This window comes from Pseudomonas huaxiensis, assembly GCF_003231275.1.
Lineage (GTDB): Bacteria > Pseudomonadota > Gammaproteobacteria > Pseudomonadales > Pseudomonadaceae > Aquipseudomonas > Aquipseudomonas huaxiensis.
The window spans coordinates 1-15,262 of sequence record NZ_QKVL01000018.1 but is presented as its reverse complement, the minus strand read 5'-3'; the positions used below and the strand labels follow the sequence as shown (position 1 = coordinate 15,262).

The following is a 15,262-nucleotide window of genomic DNA, read 5'->3' as shown; positions in this document are numbered from 1 at the left end:
CAACTCCCACAGGGCAAGCTACTCGTCAGAGCTCAGCGGCCAACCGCGACCCCTGGTTGATCGCGCGCTTGGCATCCAGCTCCGCCGCCACGTCCGCGCCGCCGATCAGGTGCACCGACTGCCCCGCTGCCACCAGGCCGTCATGCAGTTCCCGCAGCGGATCCTGGCCGGCGCAGATGACCACGTTGTCCACCGGCAGCACCTGCGGTTCACCCTCGCCGATGCGGATATGCAAACCGGCATCATCGATGCCCAGGTAATCGACGCTGTTGAGCATCTGCACCTGCTTGTTCTTCAGCCCGGTGCGGTGGATCCAGCCGGTGGTCTTGCCGAGGCCGTCGCCGACCTTGGTTTTCTTGCGTTGCAGCAGGTAGACCTGGCGCGCCGGCGCATGCGGCGCGGGCTTGATCCCGGCGACGCCGCCGCGGGCTTCCAGACCGGTATCGATGCCCCACTCCTTCCAGAACGCTTCGCGGTCCTGGCTGGTGGCGACGCCCTCATGAACGAGGAATTCGGAGACATCGAAACCGATGCCGCCCGCGCCGATCACCGCCACGCGCTGCCCCACCGGTTTGCGTTCCAGCAGCACGTCGAGGTAGTTCATCACCTTGGGATGGTCGACACCGGGAATGGCCGGCAGACGCGGGACGATGCCGGTGGCGAGGATGATTTCGTCGTAGCCGCCGGCCGCCAGTTGCGCCGCGTCGACCCGGGTGTTCAGGCAAAGCTCGACGCCGGTGGTCTGCAACTTGCGACCGAAGTAACGCAGGGTCTCGTAAAACTCTTCCTTGCCCGGCACCCGCTTGGCAACATTGAACTGCCCGCCGATCTGGCCGGCGGCATCGAACAGCACCACCTGGTGGCCGCGCTCGGCCGCCACGGTCGCCGCCGCCAGGCCCGCCGGGCCGGCACCCACCACGGCAATGCGCTTGACCTGGGTCACTGGCAGGTAGTTGAGCTCGGTTTCATGGCAGGCCCGCGGGTTGACCAGGCAGGTGGTCAGCTTGCCGCCGAAGGTGTGGTCCAGGCAGGCCTGGTTGCAGCCGATGCAGGTGTTGATTTCATCACCGCGGCCCGCCGCCGCCTTGTTGACGAACTCCGGGTCGGCGAGGAACGGCCGCGCCATCGAAACCATATCGGCATCGCCCTCGGCCAGCACCTGTTCGGCGACTTCCGGGGTGTTGATGCGGTTGGTGGTGATCAGCGGGATCTTCACCGCACCACGCAGCTTGGCGGTGACTTTGCTGAAAGCCGCACGCGGCACCTTGGTGGCGATGGTCGGGATACGCGCTTCGTGCCAGCCGATACCAGTGTTGATGATCGTGGCACCGGCTTTTTCGACGGCCTGGGCCAGTTGCACGATTTCTTCCCAGTTGCTGCCGCCTTCCACCAGGTCGAGCATCGACAGGCGGAAGATGATGATGAAGTTCGGGCCTACCGCCTCGCGAACACGGCGGACGATCTCTATCGCCAGGCGCATGCGGTTCTCGTAGCTGCCACCCCAACGGTCGGTGCGGTGGTTGGTGTGGGCGGCGAGGAACTGGTTGATGAAGTAGCCTTCCGAACCCATGATCTCGACGCCGTCGTAGCCGGCACTCTGGGCCAGTTGCGCGCAGTTGACGAAGTCGGCGATCTGCTTCTCGATGCCCTCTTCGTCCAGTTCCTTGGGTTTGAACGGGTTGATCGGCGCCTGGATGGCGCTCGGCGCGACCTGCTTGGGGCTGTAGGCGTAGCGACCGGCATGGAGGATCTGCAGGCAGATCTTGCCGCCCGCTTCGTGCACCGCCTCGGTGACGATGCGGTGTTTCTCGGCTTCTTCCGGGGTGCTCAGCTTGGCCGCACCGGAATACACGCCGCCTTCCACGTTAGGGCCGATACCGCCGGTCACCATCAGGCCAACGCCGCCGCGGGCGCGCTCGGCAAAATAGGCGGCCATGCGCTCGAAGCCATCGGGCTTCTCTTCCAGGCCAGTGTGCATCGAGCCCATCAGGGTGCGGTTGCGCAGGGTGGTGAAGCCGAGGTCCAGGGGAGCGAGCAGGTGCGGGTAGTGAGCGGCGGTCATGATGATCTCCACAAGCGGTGCGAATCACGGAATGCAGGGCCTCTCGTACAAACAGCGGGCCCCGTCGGTTTGTATGGAGCCGACATTAAAGTGCACCCCGTCGGCGCTCAATGACCGAAAGTGACAAGTTATTGATCCAACTGCACGAGGACGACTAACCTAGTGTCCGAATTCTTATCCGGCCTTGTCCGCCACATGCGAAAACTTCTGTCAGGCGCCCTGGCGCTTGTTCTTCTCGCCGCCCTTGGCGGCTACCTGATCTGGGCCGAACAGCGCCCCGAAGGTCATTACCTGTCTGATCTGCGGATCGAGCTGGCGCTGAGCGAAGGCACCCCCAGCGGCCAGGGCAACCTGCTCGGCATCGAGCCGCTGCTCTACCCCGGCGACTACCAGAACCTCACCCGCCTGCACCGCAAACTCGCCTCCTATCTGGAGCAAGCGCGGGTTCAGGGTCTGGTCAATGAGCGCACCGTGGTGATCCTGCCCGAGCACATCGGCACCTGGCTCTGGGCCCGCGGCGAGAAGAAAGAGATGTACCAGGTCACCCACCTGCGCGAAGCGCGCCAGTGGCTGGAACTGAGCAATCCGCTGCGCTACGGCCTGGCGATGGTTGCGGCGCAAGGCGACGACCGCCGCGCCGACGCTCACCTGCGGATGAAGGCCGGGCAGATGGCTGCCGATTACCAGCAACTGTTCGGCGGGCTGGCCAAGGAGTTCGGCGTGACGCTGGTGGCCGGTTCCATCGTGCTGCCCGAGCCGTACCTGGATCACGGTACCCTGCGTGCCGGTTCTGGCGCCCTGTACAACAGCAGCCTGGTGTTTGCCGGTGACGGTTCCGTGCTCGGTCAGCCGCAACGCCAGCAGTACCCGGACAGCAGCACCCGGCGCTTTATCGAGCCGGGCACCGCGTATCCGCCGCAAGTCCTGGACACCCCGGCGGGGCGCCTCGGCGTACTGGTCGGCAGCGATGCCTGGTACCCGTCCAACTACCAGCAACTGGCTGGCCAGCACGCGCAGATCATCGCCAACCCGGCGTTCGTCGATGGCAAGGGCGTTTGGGCCGGGCCCTGGCGCGGCAACCGCCATCAACCGCTGGCCGCTGCCCTGAGCCTCCAGCCGGGCGAAGTCAGCGAGGATCAGGCCTGGTATCGCCTAAGTTCCGACGGCGTACCTGCCGGAGTCGCCAGCATGAGCGTGTTCCTCCGTGGGCAGTTCTGGGAGGTCCGCGGCGAAGGTCTGGGCTTCGCTAACCTCAATGGCCTTCACCTTGCCAGCGCTGGCCATGGCGCACGGCTACTGAACCTGTGGCTGTAGGGCCGTGAGCCGGCCACGGGTACGTCTGGGCGACCTTTCGGTCGGCTTTATCCAGAATCTGGAACAGGCCCTGGCCGACCGGGGCCAAGACCCGGCCCCGTTGCTGGAACGCTATGGCCTGACCCCGCAGCGCCTGGCCGAGCCCGGCGCGCGACTGTCGATTCCGCGCTACATGCACCTCGGCCACGCCGCCATCGAACAATCCCGCGAGCCCGCGCTGGGTCTGCACATGGGACGTCTGAGCCGGCTGGGTCAGGCGGGGCTGGCCGGCGTGACCGCGGCCCAGGCGCCCAACGTGGGTGAAGCGGCGCGCACACTGCTGCGCTTCGAACCGCTGTACGCCGCCAACTACCGCGGTCAGTCGAGTTTCGAGGAAGACAGTCATGGCGCCTGGCTGCGTTTCTATTCCATCAGCCCGTACAACGCCTACAACCGCTTCGTGGTGGATTCGCTGCTATCCGGCTGGCTGGCGCAGCTTTCCGGCCTCGCGGGCCAACCGCTGCAGGCCGAGCGGATCGAAATCGAATTTGATGCCCCGGCCTACGCCGAGAGCTATCAAACACTCAGCCTCGCACCGGTGCAGTTTGGCGCCCAGACCAACCAGTTGCGGTTGAGCCGCGCGGTCCTGGAACTGCGCAACCCCGCGCATTGCCCCAGCACCTGGCAGCACCTGCTGCAACTCTGCGAACAGGAACTGCTGGAACGCACCCGCATCCGCAGCCTCGGCGAACGCATCGCCCACTTGCTCGGGCCGCTGCTCAACGGCGGGCGGGAACCGGACCTGGAAGAAGTGGCGCGGCGCCTGCAACTGCCAACCTGGACACTACGCCGCAAACTCGCCGAAGAAGGCACCCAGTTCCGCGCCATTCTCAACGACACCCGTCGTGATCTGGCCATGAGTTATATCCGCGATACCGAGCTGGCGTTTGGTGAGATTGCCTATCTGCTGGGGTTTGCTTCGGCGGAGGCGTTTCAAAGGGCGTTCAAGCGCTGGAGCGGAGTGACGCCGGGGGAGTTTCGGCGGAGTCAGCGGCGGTCGGAAAAGATCAGCGTCTGACGGTTTGGTTTGTGGGCTTATCCGTTTGATTTGGCGAGGCTGCCGGCATTGTGGGAGTTGGCTTGCTAGCGATGGCCATAGGTATCTACACAACTTTCTGAATGGTAGCGGCCGCAAAGCCTTCGCTGGGAGGCCGGGTTACAACTGCCATCCACATGTCGATAGATTTTCAGCAATCTTGAGATCGAGCGCCGCCCGCGCGGCGCATCGCGACGGTTCGGCGCCCCGACAAGCTCGCTCCTACATTGGTTGCAACGTACCTATAGCTGTCAGGCCATGGTGAACGCCTTGGTGGTTCGGCTCGATCTCGAGGCTGGCGCCCCAGCCCCCCGCACTTTCCAGCCATGCAACAAGGCCGGCAACGCCGATCTCACAGGCCATGCCGCGTTGCAACCAATGTAGGAGCGAGCTTGCTCGCGATGCGCCGCGCGGGCGGCGCTCGATCTTGAGAGCGCTGAAAAACTGTCGGCATGCGCCTGGTCGCCATGACTCGGTTTCCTGACTGGCGCTTCATGGTCTTCATACAGCCACAAGATGTGTAGATACCCATGCAGCGATGGCGGTGGTGAAATCGCCGACGTCATCGCTGCGGTTCGGCGCCCCGACAAGCGATCTCCCACAAGGCCCGCAGCCTCGCCCCATCGAATGGATCAGCTTGCTGTTCCTACCCCCAAGGCTCGCTCCACTACTCCGCGACACAAACAAAAAAAGGCCAGTGCAAAAACACTGGCCCTTTCATTTCAATCCCCGCGTCATACCGCTCAGGACGCTGTTCAAAGCTCGGTAGCATCATCGGCTGGCTCTGGTGGATCCAGTTCGAAGGCTTGGTATTCGAGAAGTTCTTCCTGGTAATCGTCCATTTTCACCTGCTCCGTTTCGGTCTGTTCATCTCTGATTCAAGGTTCACCCTAAAGTGCACCGGTGAAGAAAAAATGACAACATCGTGTAGGAAAATAAACGTAGCAGGTGTTACAGGATTTATCCCGCGGGCTAGAGGGCTGCGGGCGTTTCGCCGCTGGTCGGGGCTGGTGGCGTTTCCGAGGTCGGCACGGTAGTGGCCGGGGCCGCAGGTTCGGTCACGACTGGCGCAACAATCGGCTCGGCGCTGATCGGCGCAGCCTCGACAGGCGGCGCGATGGGCTGGGAGCCTTTGCTGTCATCGACCAACGGCGCGGCCTGGGTTTCCACCACCGGTGCAGCGACGGGTACGGGGGCGGCTTCCGGCGCGGCGGCCTGAGCGACAGGCGCGGCGGCAGCGGCGGGCATTTCCGGCACGCCCAGCTCAACGGCCGGCTTGGCCGGGGCAGCAGCTTCTGGCACGACAGCCTCAGGCACCACGGCCTTCTTCTTCGTCGGCTTGGGCAGGAAGCTTTCCACCAGGGCGAAGTAACGGTCGTAGAACTGGGTCGAGGTCACCGTCTCGCTGGCCACCTTGACCATGGAGTCGTCGGACGAGCCGATCGGCATCGACACCGAGCCAAGCACACCGACACCCAGGCTCGCCGAGGTGTTGGATTTCTTCAGCGCGTAGCGGTCCTGCAGGGCGTTGGCGAACATGGTCGAGCGCTGCGCGCCGCTCATGTCGTTGGCGCAGACCACGTTGAAGGTGATCTGCAGGTGACTATCGCCGGTCTGCTGGAAGCTCTTGTTGCCGTTGACCTGGCCTTTGTCGCTGGAGGTGATGATGTAGCCCTGGCTCAGCAGCGCGCGACGGGCCGCTTCGCAGGAGCCTGCCTCGCTGACCGGGAAGCTGCGGGAGAAGGTCCCGGAATCATCGAAATTCTCGTGTTCATAGACAGCGGCTTTCTTCGAGGAACAGCCGGCGACACCCGCCAGCACAAGGGCCAGCCCGAGCGCACCGAGGACGGTTGACTTTGACATTGCAAATCCTGGACGGGAGAAACGGCGCCTATTGTGCAACACATGGCGAGTCACTGAAACCGCCCGTCGGTGAATCAGCGACAGAATTCATCTGTCCGACAGATGGCAGAGCTTCCCCGCCCTTTAAATTTCCCCTGTTGCACCTCGTCCTCTCCCTGACGGCAAAAACCCTCAGCGACCCGAGAGACCACCGCATGACGCTCAAAACCGAAAACCTGACCGGGGAAACCCTGCGCATCCTCAAGCCGTACTGGTGGCTGGTGGTGCTCTCCACTGTGCTGGGGATCGTCAGCGGCCTGAGCGTCACCGGCCTGTTGGCCACCCTCAACAACGCCATGACCCAGGACGGCGGGCCGAACGTCAATTCAGCCCTGATGTTTGCCGGTCTGCTGGTGCTCACCCTCGCCTGCTCCACGCTGTCGAGCCTGTTGAGCAACAAGGTCGGCCAACGGGTCGTGGCCAACCTGCGCCGCGAACTGGCGGCCAAAGTGCTGGTGGCGCCCATCGAGCAACTGGAGCGTTATCGCTCGCACCGACTGATTCCGGTGCTGCTCAATGACGTCACCACCCTGAGCAACTTCGCCCTGTCGGTGGCGCCGATGGTGATCGCCTTTACCGTGACCCTCGGCTGCCTGAGTTACCTGGCATTCCTCTCGTGGCAGATCCTGCTGCTGACCCTGGTCACCGTGGCAATCGGCAGCGGCGCCCAGTACCTGGCGCACAAGGCCGGCATGCGTAGCATTGTCGCGGCCCGCGACGGCGAAGACGAGTTGCAGAAGCACTACCAGGCACTGTCAGCCGGCGCCAAGGAACTGCGCATCCAGCGCCGTCGCCGCCAGCACATGCTGGATGAAAAGATCTTCACCACCACCGAACGCATCTGCACCTCGAACATCCGAGCGGCCAATATCTTCGTCAGCGCCGAGACCTTCGGCTCGATGCTGTTCTTCGCCGTGATCGGTATGGCTGTCGCCTTCCAGGCGCTGTGGCCGGCGGCGGAAAAAACCGTGCTGGGCGGTTTCGTGCTGGTGATGCTCTACATGAAAGGCCCGCTGGAGCGACTGGTCACCGCCATGCCAATCATCTCCCGGGCCAAGATCGCCCTGGGCCGGATCGCGGAACTGTCGTGGAAGTTCTCCTCACCGGAGCCACACCTGCTGGTCAGCGACCGCCCCTCTGCCCTGCAGAACATGCAGACTCTGGAACTGCGCCAGGTGCGCTACGACTATCCACCGGTGGAAGGCAGCGAGTCCTTCCACCTTGGCCCGATCAACCTGAGCATCAAGCAAGGCGACATCGTGTTCATCGTCGGCGAGAACGGCGGCGGCAAGACCACCCTGATCAAGCTGCTGCTCGGCCTGTACACACCGCAACAGGGCGAAATCCTGCTCAACGGCGAGGTGCTGCAACCCGAGGAACTGGACGACTACCGCCAGTTGTTCACCACCATTTTTGCCGACTACTACCTGTTCGACGACCCGCTGCCAGGGGACGCGCCACTGACCGGCGATGCTGCGAAATACCTGGAGCGCCTGGATATCGCCCACAAAGTCAGCATCCGCGACGGCGCGTTCACCACCACCGACCTGTCCACCGGCCAGCGCAAACGCCTGGCGCTGATCAGTGCCTGGCTGGACGAACGCCAGTTGCTGGTGTTCGACGAATGGGCCGCCGACCAGGACCCGGCCTTCCGCCGGGTGTTCTACACCGAGTTGCTACCGGAGCTGAAACAGCAGGGCAAGACCATCATCGTCATCTCCCACGATGACCGGTATTTCCCGATTGCTGATCAACTGGTGCGAATGGAAGGCGGACGGATCAGGGTCGAGCAGGTGGAAGAGCAGGCAATGCCCGCCTGACAACTGCAGTTAATCTGGCGCTCGCGCCTTTCAGACCGGTTGCCGGAGGGGGTGGTGGTAGGCAAGTGCCATCACATGCCAGAATGTGATACTCCACACAAATGGATATCATTTTCTTTGGCATCCCGACCCTCTTCATCCTCTTTCGCGTTACTGCTGAAGCTCGTCCTGCGGGTAAGGAAACCCGCCCTGACAGCCGCCGTTTCGCTCCTTGCCCTGTCGCAGAACAGTCAGGTCCACGCTGCGGAAAAGGACTTCAACATTCCTGCGCAACCCTTGTGGAGTGCCCTGCAGGAGTGGGGCCGGCAAAGTGACCTGCAAGTGCTGGTTAACCCGGAGCAGATTCAGGGCGACGTCAGCCCGGCGTTACGCGGTCGCTACTCTCCCGAACAGGCCGCCCGCCTGTTGCTGAAAAACTGCAGCCTCGACTACAGCCTGCAGGGTGACACCCTGACCCTGGGCGCGACCGCCAGCCCCACGGTACTGGACATGGCGCCCACCTCGATCAGCGCCGAGCCGCTTGATGCCACCAGCGAATTCACCCGGTCGTATGCCGCCTCCGCGGTGACCCTTGGCAAATCGACACAGACCCTGCGGGAAACCCCTCAGTCGGTGACCGTCATGACCCGTCAATTGATGGACGACCGTCACCTCACCAGCCTCGATCAGGTGCTGGCGCAAACACCGGGCATGACCTTCGGCCAGCGTAATTTCGGCTCTCATCTCTACCAGTCACGCGGGTTCGTGCTGGGGGACGAGAGTTACCTGATGGACGGGATTTCCGGTCAGGCCTACAACATCACCGCCTGGCTGCCGGTGGACATGGCCATCTATGACCGTGTCGAAGTGCTGCGCGGCGCCTCGGGGCTGCTTATCGGCCCCGGCAATCCAGGCGGCGCGGTGAACCTGGTGCGCAAGCGCCCCACCGCAGAACCGCAACTCACGGTCATGTCCCGCGCCGGCTCATGGGATGGCTACCGGCTCGATCTGGATGGCAGCGGCAAGCTCAATGAAGAAGGCACGCTGCGCGGACGCTTCATCACCGCCTATGAGGACAAGGGCTCCTACATCGATGAGAAGAAATCCACGCAACCGCTGCTGTACGGCATCGTCGACGCCGACCTCGACGACGACACCGTCCTGACCGGCAGCCTTCGCTACCAGTCCGGACAGTTCAAGGGCTACTCGATCTATGGGCTGCCGCGCTACAAGGACGGCAGTTCCCTGGACATCTCCCGCTCCACCGCGCTGGTTCAGGACTGGAACGAGCACGAAGCCGAGGTCACTGAAGCCTTCACCGAACTCACCCATCGCTTCAACGACGACTGGAGCGCCACAACCTCGGTAATCCACTCCCAGGGCAGCTTCAACCTGGCAGTGGCGTATGCCCGCGGCGCAGTGGACCCGCTCACCCAGAGCGGAACCGCGTTCAGGGGTGTTGAGTTCCGCCACACCGACATCGACAGCACCGGCGTGGACAGCCATGTCGAAGGCCACTTCGAATGGTTCGACCTGCCGCAGCAGATCACCCTCGGCGCCAACTGGTCCCGCCAGGACGTTCTGGAAAAGCGCGTACCGGTGGCCGTGAACGTGCCTGTGGATATCTTCGACGTCGATCATCATGCCTTCGCCAGGCCGGAACGCCCCGCCTGGACCTCGATCAACCAGTCGGTGGACCAGCGCACCGGCGTTTACGCCAACGCCCGCCTGCGCCTCGCCGAACCCCTGACCCTGGTGCTCGGCACGCGGCTCAGTTGGTACAAATACGATTTCAACTACAAGCTTGCCAGTGGCGACTTCACCGCCCGCCAGGATCACCGGCTGACGCCCTTCGCCGGCCTGATCTACGACCTCGACGAGCAATGGTCCTGGTACGCCAGCTACGCCGACATCTACCAGCCACAAAGCGTCTACCGCACCTCCAGCGGTTCGACCCTCGACCCGGCAGTGGGCACCAACTACGAAACCGGGATCAAGGGCGAGTTGCTGGACAAGCGGGTGAACCTGTCCCTCGCGCTGTTCTATATCCGTCAGGACGACGTGGCCGCCCTCGACACAGCCAGCCTCGACAAGTGCCTGACCAACGACCCCACCGGCACTTGCTACGTCAACGGCACCACCCAGCGCAGCCGCGGCGTCGACATCGAAGTCAGTGGTGAAGTCCTGCCGGGACTGCAGGTGATGGCGGGCTACACCTTCAACACGACCCACAGCAGTGCCGGCGGCCCGGTCTCCAACGAAACCCCGAAACACCTCGCACGGCTGACGGGCAGCTACACCCTGCCCGGCGAGTGGAACCGGCTGACGGTGGGCGGCGGCGTCTCGGCGCAGTCCGGTTATTCCTGGAACAACAGCCCGAACCAGAACTACGGCTCGCCGGGGCGGGCGATCTGGGATGCGCGGGTCTCATGGAAACTGGACGAGCACTGGACCCTCGGCCTCAGCGGGGAAAACCTGCTGGACCGCAAGTACTACTACTCCGCCAATGCCCTCGATCGCGGCAACCTGTTCGGCGATCCCCGCAGCTACATGGCCACCCTGCGCGGCGATTTCTGAGCCGCCCTACCCTAATGCCAGTCAGTTAAGCCTGTTGACGCCCTTCGGGGCGCCGAACCGTCGCGAAGGGCTGCATAAAACGCTAACTGACTGACATTACGCTCTACCCTGCCTTTTTGCCTTCCTCCAGAGCTGCTGGGACCCTCGCCCCAGCCGCCTTTCTGCGCCAGTAAAAAAGCGCCATAAAAACAGCGAACCTCCGTGAAAGCGCAGATTTCCGGCGTTTTTTCATGATCTGTCAGAAAGTGAAAATTCCGTTAAATCCGTGCAGGTGCAACTCGTTCTCTTCAACGACGAAACGCGCTCGACCTCAAGAAAAGTGCCTGGGCTTCGGCCTGCCTGCAGAGCACTTGCTGCCAACGAGCCGCAGCCGCGACGGCCGTCGCCCATCCCGACACACAACCATTAGAACGAGTTTTCCTTCCATGCACACAACGCCCCGACTTACGCCACTGAGCAAAGCCCTGCTGATGAGCCGTGCCTTCCGCGCCAAGCCTTCGCTCGCCGCAATCGGCCTGGCACTCACCCTGCCGATCGCCGCCCAGGTACAGGCTCAGGAAGTGGAGTTCAACATCCCGGCACAGCCATTGGCCGGTGCCTTGAGTGAGTTGGGGCGCCAAGCCAATCTGCAGGTGCTGTTCAGCACTGAAGACGTGCGGGGCAAGACCAGCGGCGCGGTACAAGGTCGCCTGACCCCGCAACAGGCCGCCGGCAAACTGCTCGGTGGCTCGGGGCTGTCCTACAGCGTGCAGGGCGACACCCTGACCCTCTCGGCAAATGACCCATCGGCTTCGGTCAACCTGGCCCCGACCTCGATCAACTCCCACGCCCTGGGCACTACCACCGAGAACACCGGCTCCTACACCACCGGCGCGGTCACCATTGGCAAAGGCGCGCACTCGCTGCGGGAAACCCCGCAGTCGGTGTCGATCATCACCCGCAAACTGATGGACGACAAAAACCTCAACACCCTGGACCAGGTACTCGCCAAGACCCCGGGCCTGTCGTTCACCCAGCGCAACTTCGGCTCGCACCAGTATCAATCCCGTGGCTTCGTGCTGGGCGAAGAAGCCTTCATGATGGACGGCATTCCTGGCCAGACCTACAACCTGACCGGCTGGATGCCGCTGGACATGGCCTTCTACGACCGCGTCGAAGTCCTGCGCGGTGCATCCGGCCTGCTGGTCGGCGCTGGCAGCCCGGGCGGTGCGATCAACCTGGTGCGCAAGCGCCCGACCTCGGAACCGCAGTTCTCCATCACCACCCGTGCCGGTTCCTGGGACAACTACCGCATGGACCTGGACGGCAGCGGCCGCCTCAACGACGAAGGCACCCTGCGCGGTCGCGTGGTCGCCGCCTATGAGGACCGGGGTACTTACCTGGATGGCCAGGAAACCCAGACTCCGCTGTTCTACGGCATCGTCGAGGGCGACCTGTCGGAGGACACCACCGTGGCGCTGAGCGTGCGCCGTCAGAAAAGCAACATGAACGGCTACTCCATCTACGACCTGCCGCGCTACAACAACGGCAACTCGCTGGACATCTCCCGTTCCACAACCCTCAGCCAGAACTGGGCCTACAAGGACAGCGAAACGGACGAAGCCTTCGCCGAGCTCACCCACCGCTTCAACGACAGCTGGACCAGCAAGACCACGCTGATCCATACCGAAGGTGATTTCGCGGCGGTCGTCCCTTATGCCCAGGCCCTGGGTTCACCGATCGGCATCAACCCGGTTACCAATGCCGGCGCGACCTGGCGGGGCGTGGAATTCCGCGACGTCAGCATGAAAGGCAATGGCGTCGACAGCTTCGTGGAAGGCAACTTCGATGCCTTCGGCCTGACGCACCAGGTCACCGTGGGCGCCAGTTGGTCGAAGCAGACCGTCGGCACCAAACGCGGCGTGGTAACCGCTGGCATCGTCAACACCCCGGTCAACGTGTTTGACGTGAACCATGATGCATTGATCAAACCGGCACGCCCGGCCTGGTCGCAAATCAACGAATACACCGAAGAACGCAAAGGCATCTTCGCCAACACCCGCATCCACCTGAGCGAGCCGTTGAGCCTGATCCTGGGTACCCGCCTGAGCTGGTACGACTATGACTACAACGACAAGCTGGGTACTGGCGACTACGAGAACAAACAGACCCACGAATTCACCCCGTTCGCCGGCCTGATCTATGACATCAACGAAAACTGGTCCTGGTACGCCAGCTACGCCGACATCTTCAAACCCCAGGCCAACTACCGCAGCGTAAGCGGCTCGCCGCTGGATCCAGCCGTCGGTACCAACTATGAAACCGGGATCAAGGGCGAACTGTTCGACAAGCAACTGAACGTGTCGATGGCGCTGTTCTACATCAAGCAAGAAGACGTGCTGGGCGAAGACGTCGCCAACCGCGGCCGTTGCCCGTCCAACGACGCTTCCGGCACCTGCTACTTCAACGTCACCACCCAGCGCAGCAAGGGCGTCGACCTCGAAGCCAGCGGTGAAGTCCTGCCGGGCCTGCAAGTCATGGGTGGCTACACCTACAACATGACCAGCAGCAGCTCTGCATCGCCGCTGACCACCGACACCCCTAAACACATCGCCCGCGTCAGCACCATGTACACCCTGCCGGCCGAGTGGAACCGCCTGTCCGCAGGTGTTGGTGTGTCTGCCCAGTCGGGTTTCAGCAACAAGACCAACGGCGTGGAGTTCGGGGACGGTGGTCGCGCCATCTGGGACGCGCGCGTCGCCTACAAGCTGGACCAGCACTGGAGCGTCGCGGTCAACGGCGAAAACCTGTTCGACCGCCGCTACTACGTCTCTGCACCGGCGATAGACCGCGGCAATATCTTCGGCGCACCGCGCAGCTACATGCTGACCCTGCGCGGAGATTTCTGATCGGGTTGTGACTGACGTGTAACGAAAGAAAAGGCCAGTCGGGTTACCGACTGGCCTTTTTTTGTGTCTGCCTGGAGGACGTTAGTGTCCTTGAGATCGAGCGCCGCCCGCGCGGCGCATCGCCGGCAAGCCGGCTCCCACAGTGTGATTCGAGCTACACCATATCCCTGTGGGAGCCGGCTTGCCGGCGCTCGATCTTGAGAGCGGCGAAAAACTGCCGGCTAGCGCCTCACACCCATCACTCAACCCACTCCAGCCGCCGCATCAAGCTCTCCAGCAACGCCGGACTCAGGATCACATCATCGTGCTTCTGCCCCAACAGCGTTTCGGACCACAGGCCATTCACCGCACAAGCGCCGCGCAGCAAGGCTTCATCGGCCTCGACCTGCGCGGCATTGCGGCTCGCGCCCGCCCACCAGCACTGCGGCACGACCTTCAGCGGCTTCAAGGCAAATGAGCGGGCCAGGGCCATGTTCACGCCAAGCAGTTGATAGCCACCGGCAATCTCGGCCTGTACGGCGATATCGCGGTGCACGGCACGCAGCGCCTCGGGAGACGCACCGCTCTGTTCGGCGACCCGGTCAATCACCCAGTCGGCAGCCTCCGGCGAATCGGAAAAACGTGCCGTCGCTTCGTCGATCAAACCCAGCACCGTCTGTTCGCCAATACCCGGGGCAAAGGCCAACAGGCTTTTCACCAGGCCATCCCATGGACCTTCAGGCTTCGCCTCGACAGGCGCGTCAACCTGCGCAACCGCTTCGCTGGCCTCCGTCGGCAGGAAACTGTCGATCAACCCGAGGAAGCCGACCTGCTCACCCGCCGACTCCAGCGCATGCGCCACGTCCATCGCCAGCGCACCGCCGAGCGACCAGCCCAGCAGGTGATAAGGGCCGCTGGGCCGGGCTTGCCTGATCTGCTCGACGTAATACGCCACCATCCCGTCCCAGGAGGTTTCAAACCAGCCTGGCACCACATGACTCTTGTTGACTACGCCCAGCACGCTGCGCTGGCCGCTCAAGTGCCCGGCCAGCGGGTAGTAGGCGTAGGTGCCGCCACCGCCCGGCGGAAGGCAGAACAACGGGGCCTTGTCGCTGCCGCCAGTGTTCATGCTGATCACCGGCTTGCTCACCCGCCGCTCCCCCGCGCTGACGAAGTCCGCCAGTTCCTCGAAGGTTTCCAGCAGGAGGAAGTCGTGCAAGCTGATGCTGATGGCGAACGCTTCGCGGATCTTGCCGACAACGCTGATCACCAGCAGCGAATGACCGCCCAAGGCGAAGAAGTTGTCCTTGAGGCCAATCCGCTCGACCTTCAGCACCTCAGCCCAGATCTGCGCCAGACGCTGCTCGCGCTCGGTGCGCGGCGGCTCATAAACGGCCTGGGCCTGGTTGGCATCGGGTTTCGGCAGGGCCTTGCGGTCCAGCTTGCCGTTGGGGGTCTGGGGCATTTTCTCCAGCCACACCAAGTGGCTCGGCACCATGTAATCCGGCAGGCTGGCTTTCAGATGGGTCTTGAGTTCGGCGCGCAACGCGTCGGTGCTGGCCCGGCTGTCACTGGCAACCAGCCAGGCGGCCAGTTGCTTGATGCCGTCCACGTCGACATCGATCACCACCGCTTCGTGTACGGCCGGATGCTCCAGCAGCCGCGC

General features: G+C 63.3%; 8 protein-coding genes. 5 read left to right on the top strand and 3 right to left on the bottom strand.

Annotated elements, in window-relative coordinates; translation table 11 throughout:
- Positions 1-25: 25 nt before the first annotated feature.
- Entirely contained in the window at positions 26-2,062 is a 2,037-nt protein-coding gene (locus tag DM374_RS18770; RefSeq protein ID WP_110971240.1) for an NADPH-dependent 2,4-dienoyl-CoA reductase, read from the bottom strand.
- 195 nt (positions 2,063-2,257) lie between these two features.
- On the opposite strand from DM374_RS18770, the gene DM374_RS18765 reads away from it, so the two are divergent.
- Positions 2,258-3,376 carry a carbon-nitrogen hydrolase family protein gene (locus tag DM374_RS18765; RefSeq protein ID WP_110971239.1) on the top strand — a complete coding sequence of 373 codons (1,119 nt, stop codon included), beginning with the start codon at positions 2,258-2,260 and terminating at the stop codon, positions 3,374-3,376.
- A gap of 4 nt (positions 3,377-3,380) precedes the next feature.
- A complete protein-coding gene (locus DM374_RS18760) occupies positions 3,381-4,433 on the top strand; it encodes an AraC family transcriptional regulator (RefSeq protein ID WP_110971238.1) in 1,053 nt (350 codons plus the stop codon).
- Between the two features lie 990 nt (positions 4,434-5,423).
- Here the strand turns inward: DM374_RS18760 and DM374_RS18755 are convergent.
- Positions 5,424-6,314, bottom strand: a complete 891-nt coding sequence (locus DM374_RS18755; protein ID WP_110971237.1) for a DUF2242 domain-containing protein — start codon at positions 6,312-6,314, stop codon at positions 5,424-5,426.
- A gap of 194 nt (positions 6,315-6,508) precedes the next feature.
- On the opposite strand from DM374_RS18755, the gene DM374_RS18750 reads away from it, so the two are divergent.
- From DM374_RS18750 to DM374_RS18740, 3 genes are all read left to right on the top strand, one after another.
- Complete coding sequence (locus tag DM374_RS18750) at positions 6,509-8,173, top strand: cyclic peptide export ABC transporter (protein ID WP_110971236.1); 1,665 nt, start codon at positions 6,509-6,511, stop codon at positions 8,171-8,173.
- Between the two features lie 75 nt (positions 8,174-8,248).
- Complete coding sequence (locus DM374_RS18745; protein ID WP_110971235.1) at positions 8,249-10,729, top strand: TonB-dependent receptor; 2,481 nt, start codon at positions 8,249-8,251, stop codon at positions 10,727-10,729.
- Between the two features lie 470 nt (positions 10,730-11,199).
- Positions 11,200-13,617, top strand: coding sequence for a TonB-dependent siderophore receptor (locus DM374_RS18740; protein ID WP_404821343.1), 2,418 nt, complete (start codon positions 11,200-11,202; stop codon positions 13,615-13,617).
- 238 nt (positions 13,618-13,855) lie between these two features.
- Here the strand turns inward: DM374_RS18740 and DM374_RS18735 are convergent.
- Positions 13,856-15,262, bottom strand: a 1,407-nt coding sequence (locus DM374_RS18735; RefSeq protein WP_225422535.1) for a thioesterase domain-containing protein, incomplete at its 5' end; no start/stop codon positions are given.

What these genes read in the sequence shown, in the direction of transcription:
- DM374_RS18770 (WP_110971240.1), bottom strand. Translation starts at nt 2,062, where the DNA reads ATGACCGCCGCTCACTACCCGCACCTGCTCGCTCCCCTGGACCTCGGC.
- DM374_RS18765 (WP_110971239.1), top strand. Translation starts at nt 2,258, where the DNA reads ATGCGAAAACTTCTGTCAGGCGCCCTGGCGCTTGTTCTTCTCGCCGCC.
- DM374_RS18755 (WP_110971237.1), bottom strand. Translation starts at nt 6,314, where the DNA reads ATGTCAAAGTCAACCGTCCTCGGTGCGCTCGGGCTGGCCCTTGTGCTG.
- DM374_RS18750 (WP_110971236.1), top strand. Translation starts at nt 6,509, where the DNA reads ATGACGCTCAAAACCGAAAACCTGACCGGGGAAACCCTGCGCATCCTC.
- DM374_RS18745 (WP_110971235.1), top strand. Translation starts at nt 8,249, where the DNA reads ATGCCAGAATGTGATACTCCACACAAATGGATATCATTTTCTTTGGCA.
- DM374_RS18740 (WP_404821343.1), top strand. Translation starts at nt 11,200, where the DNA reads ATGAGCCGTGCCTTCCGCGCCAAGCCTTCGCTCGCCGCAATCGGCCTG.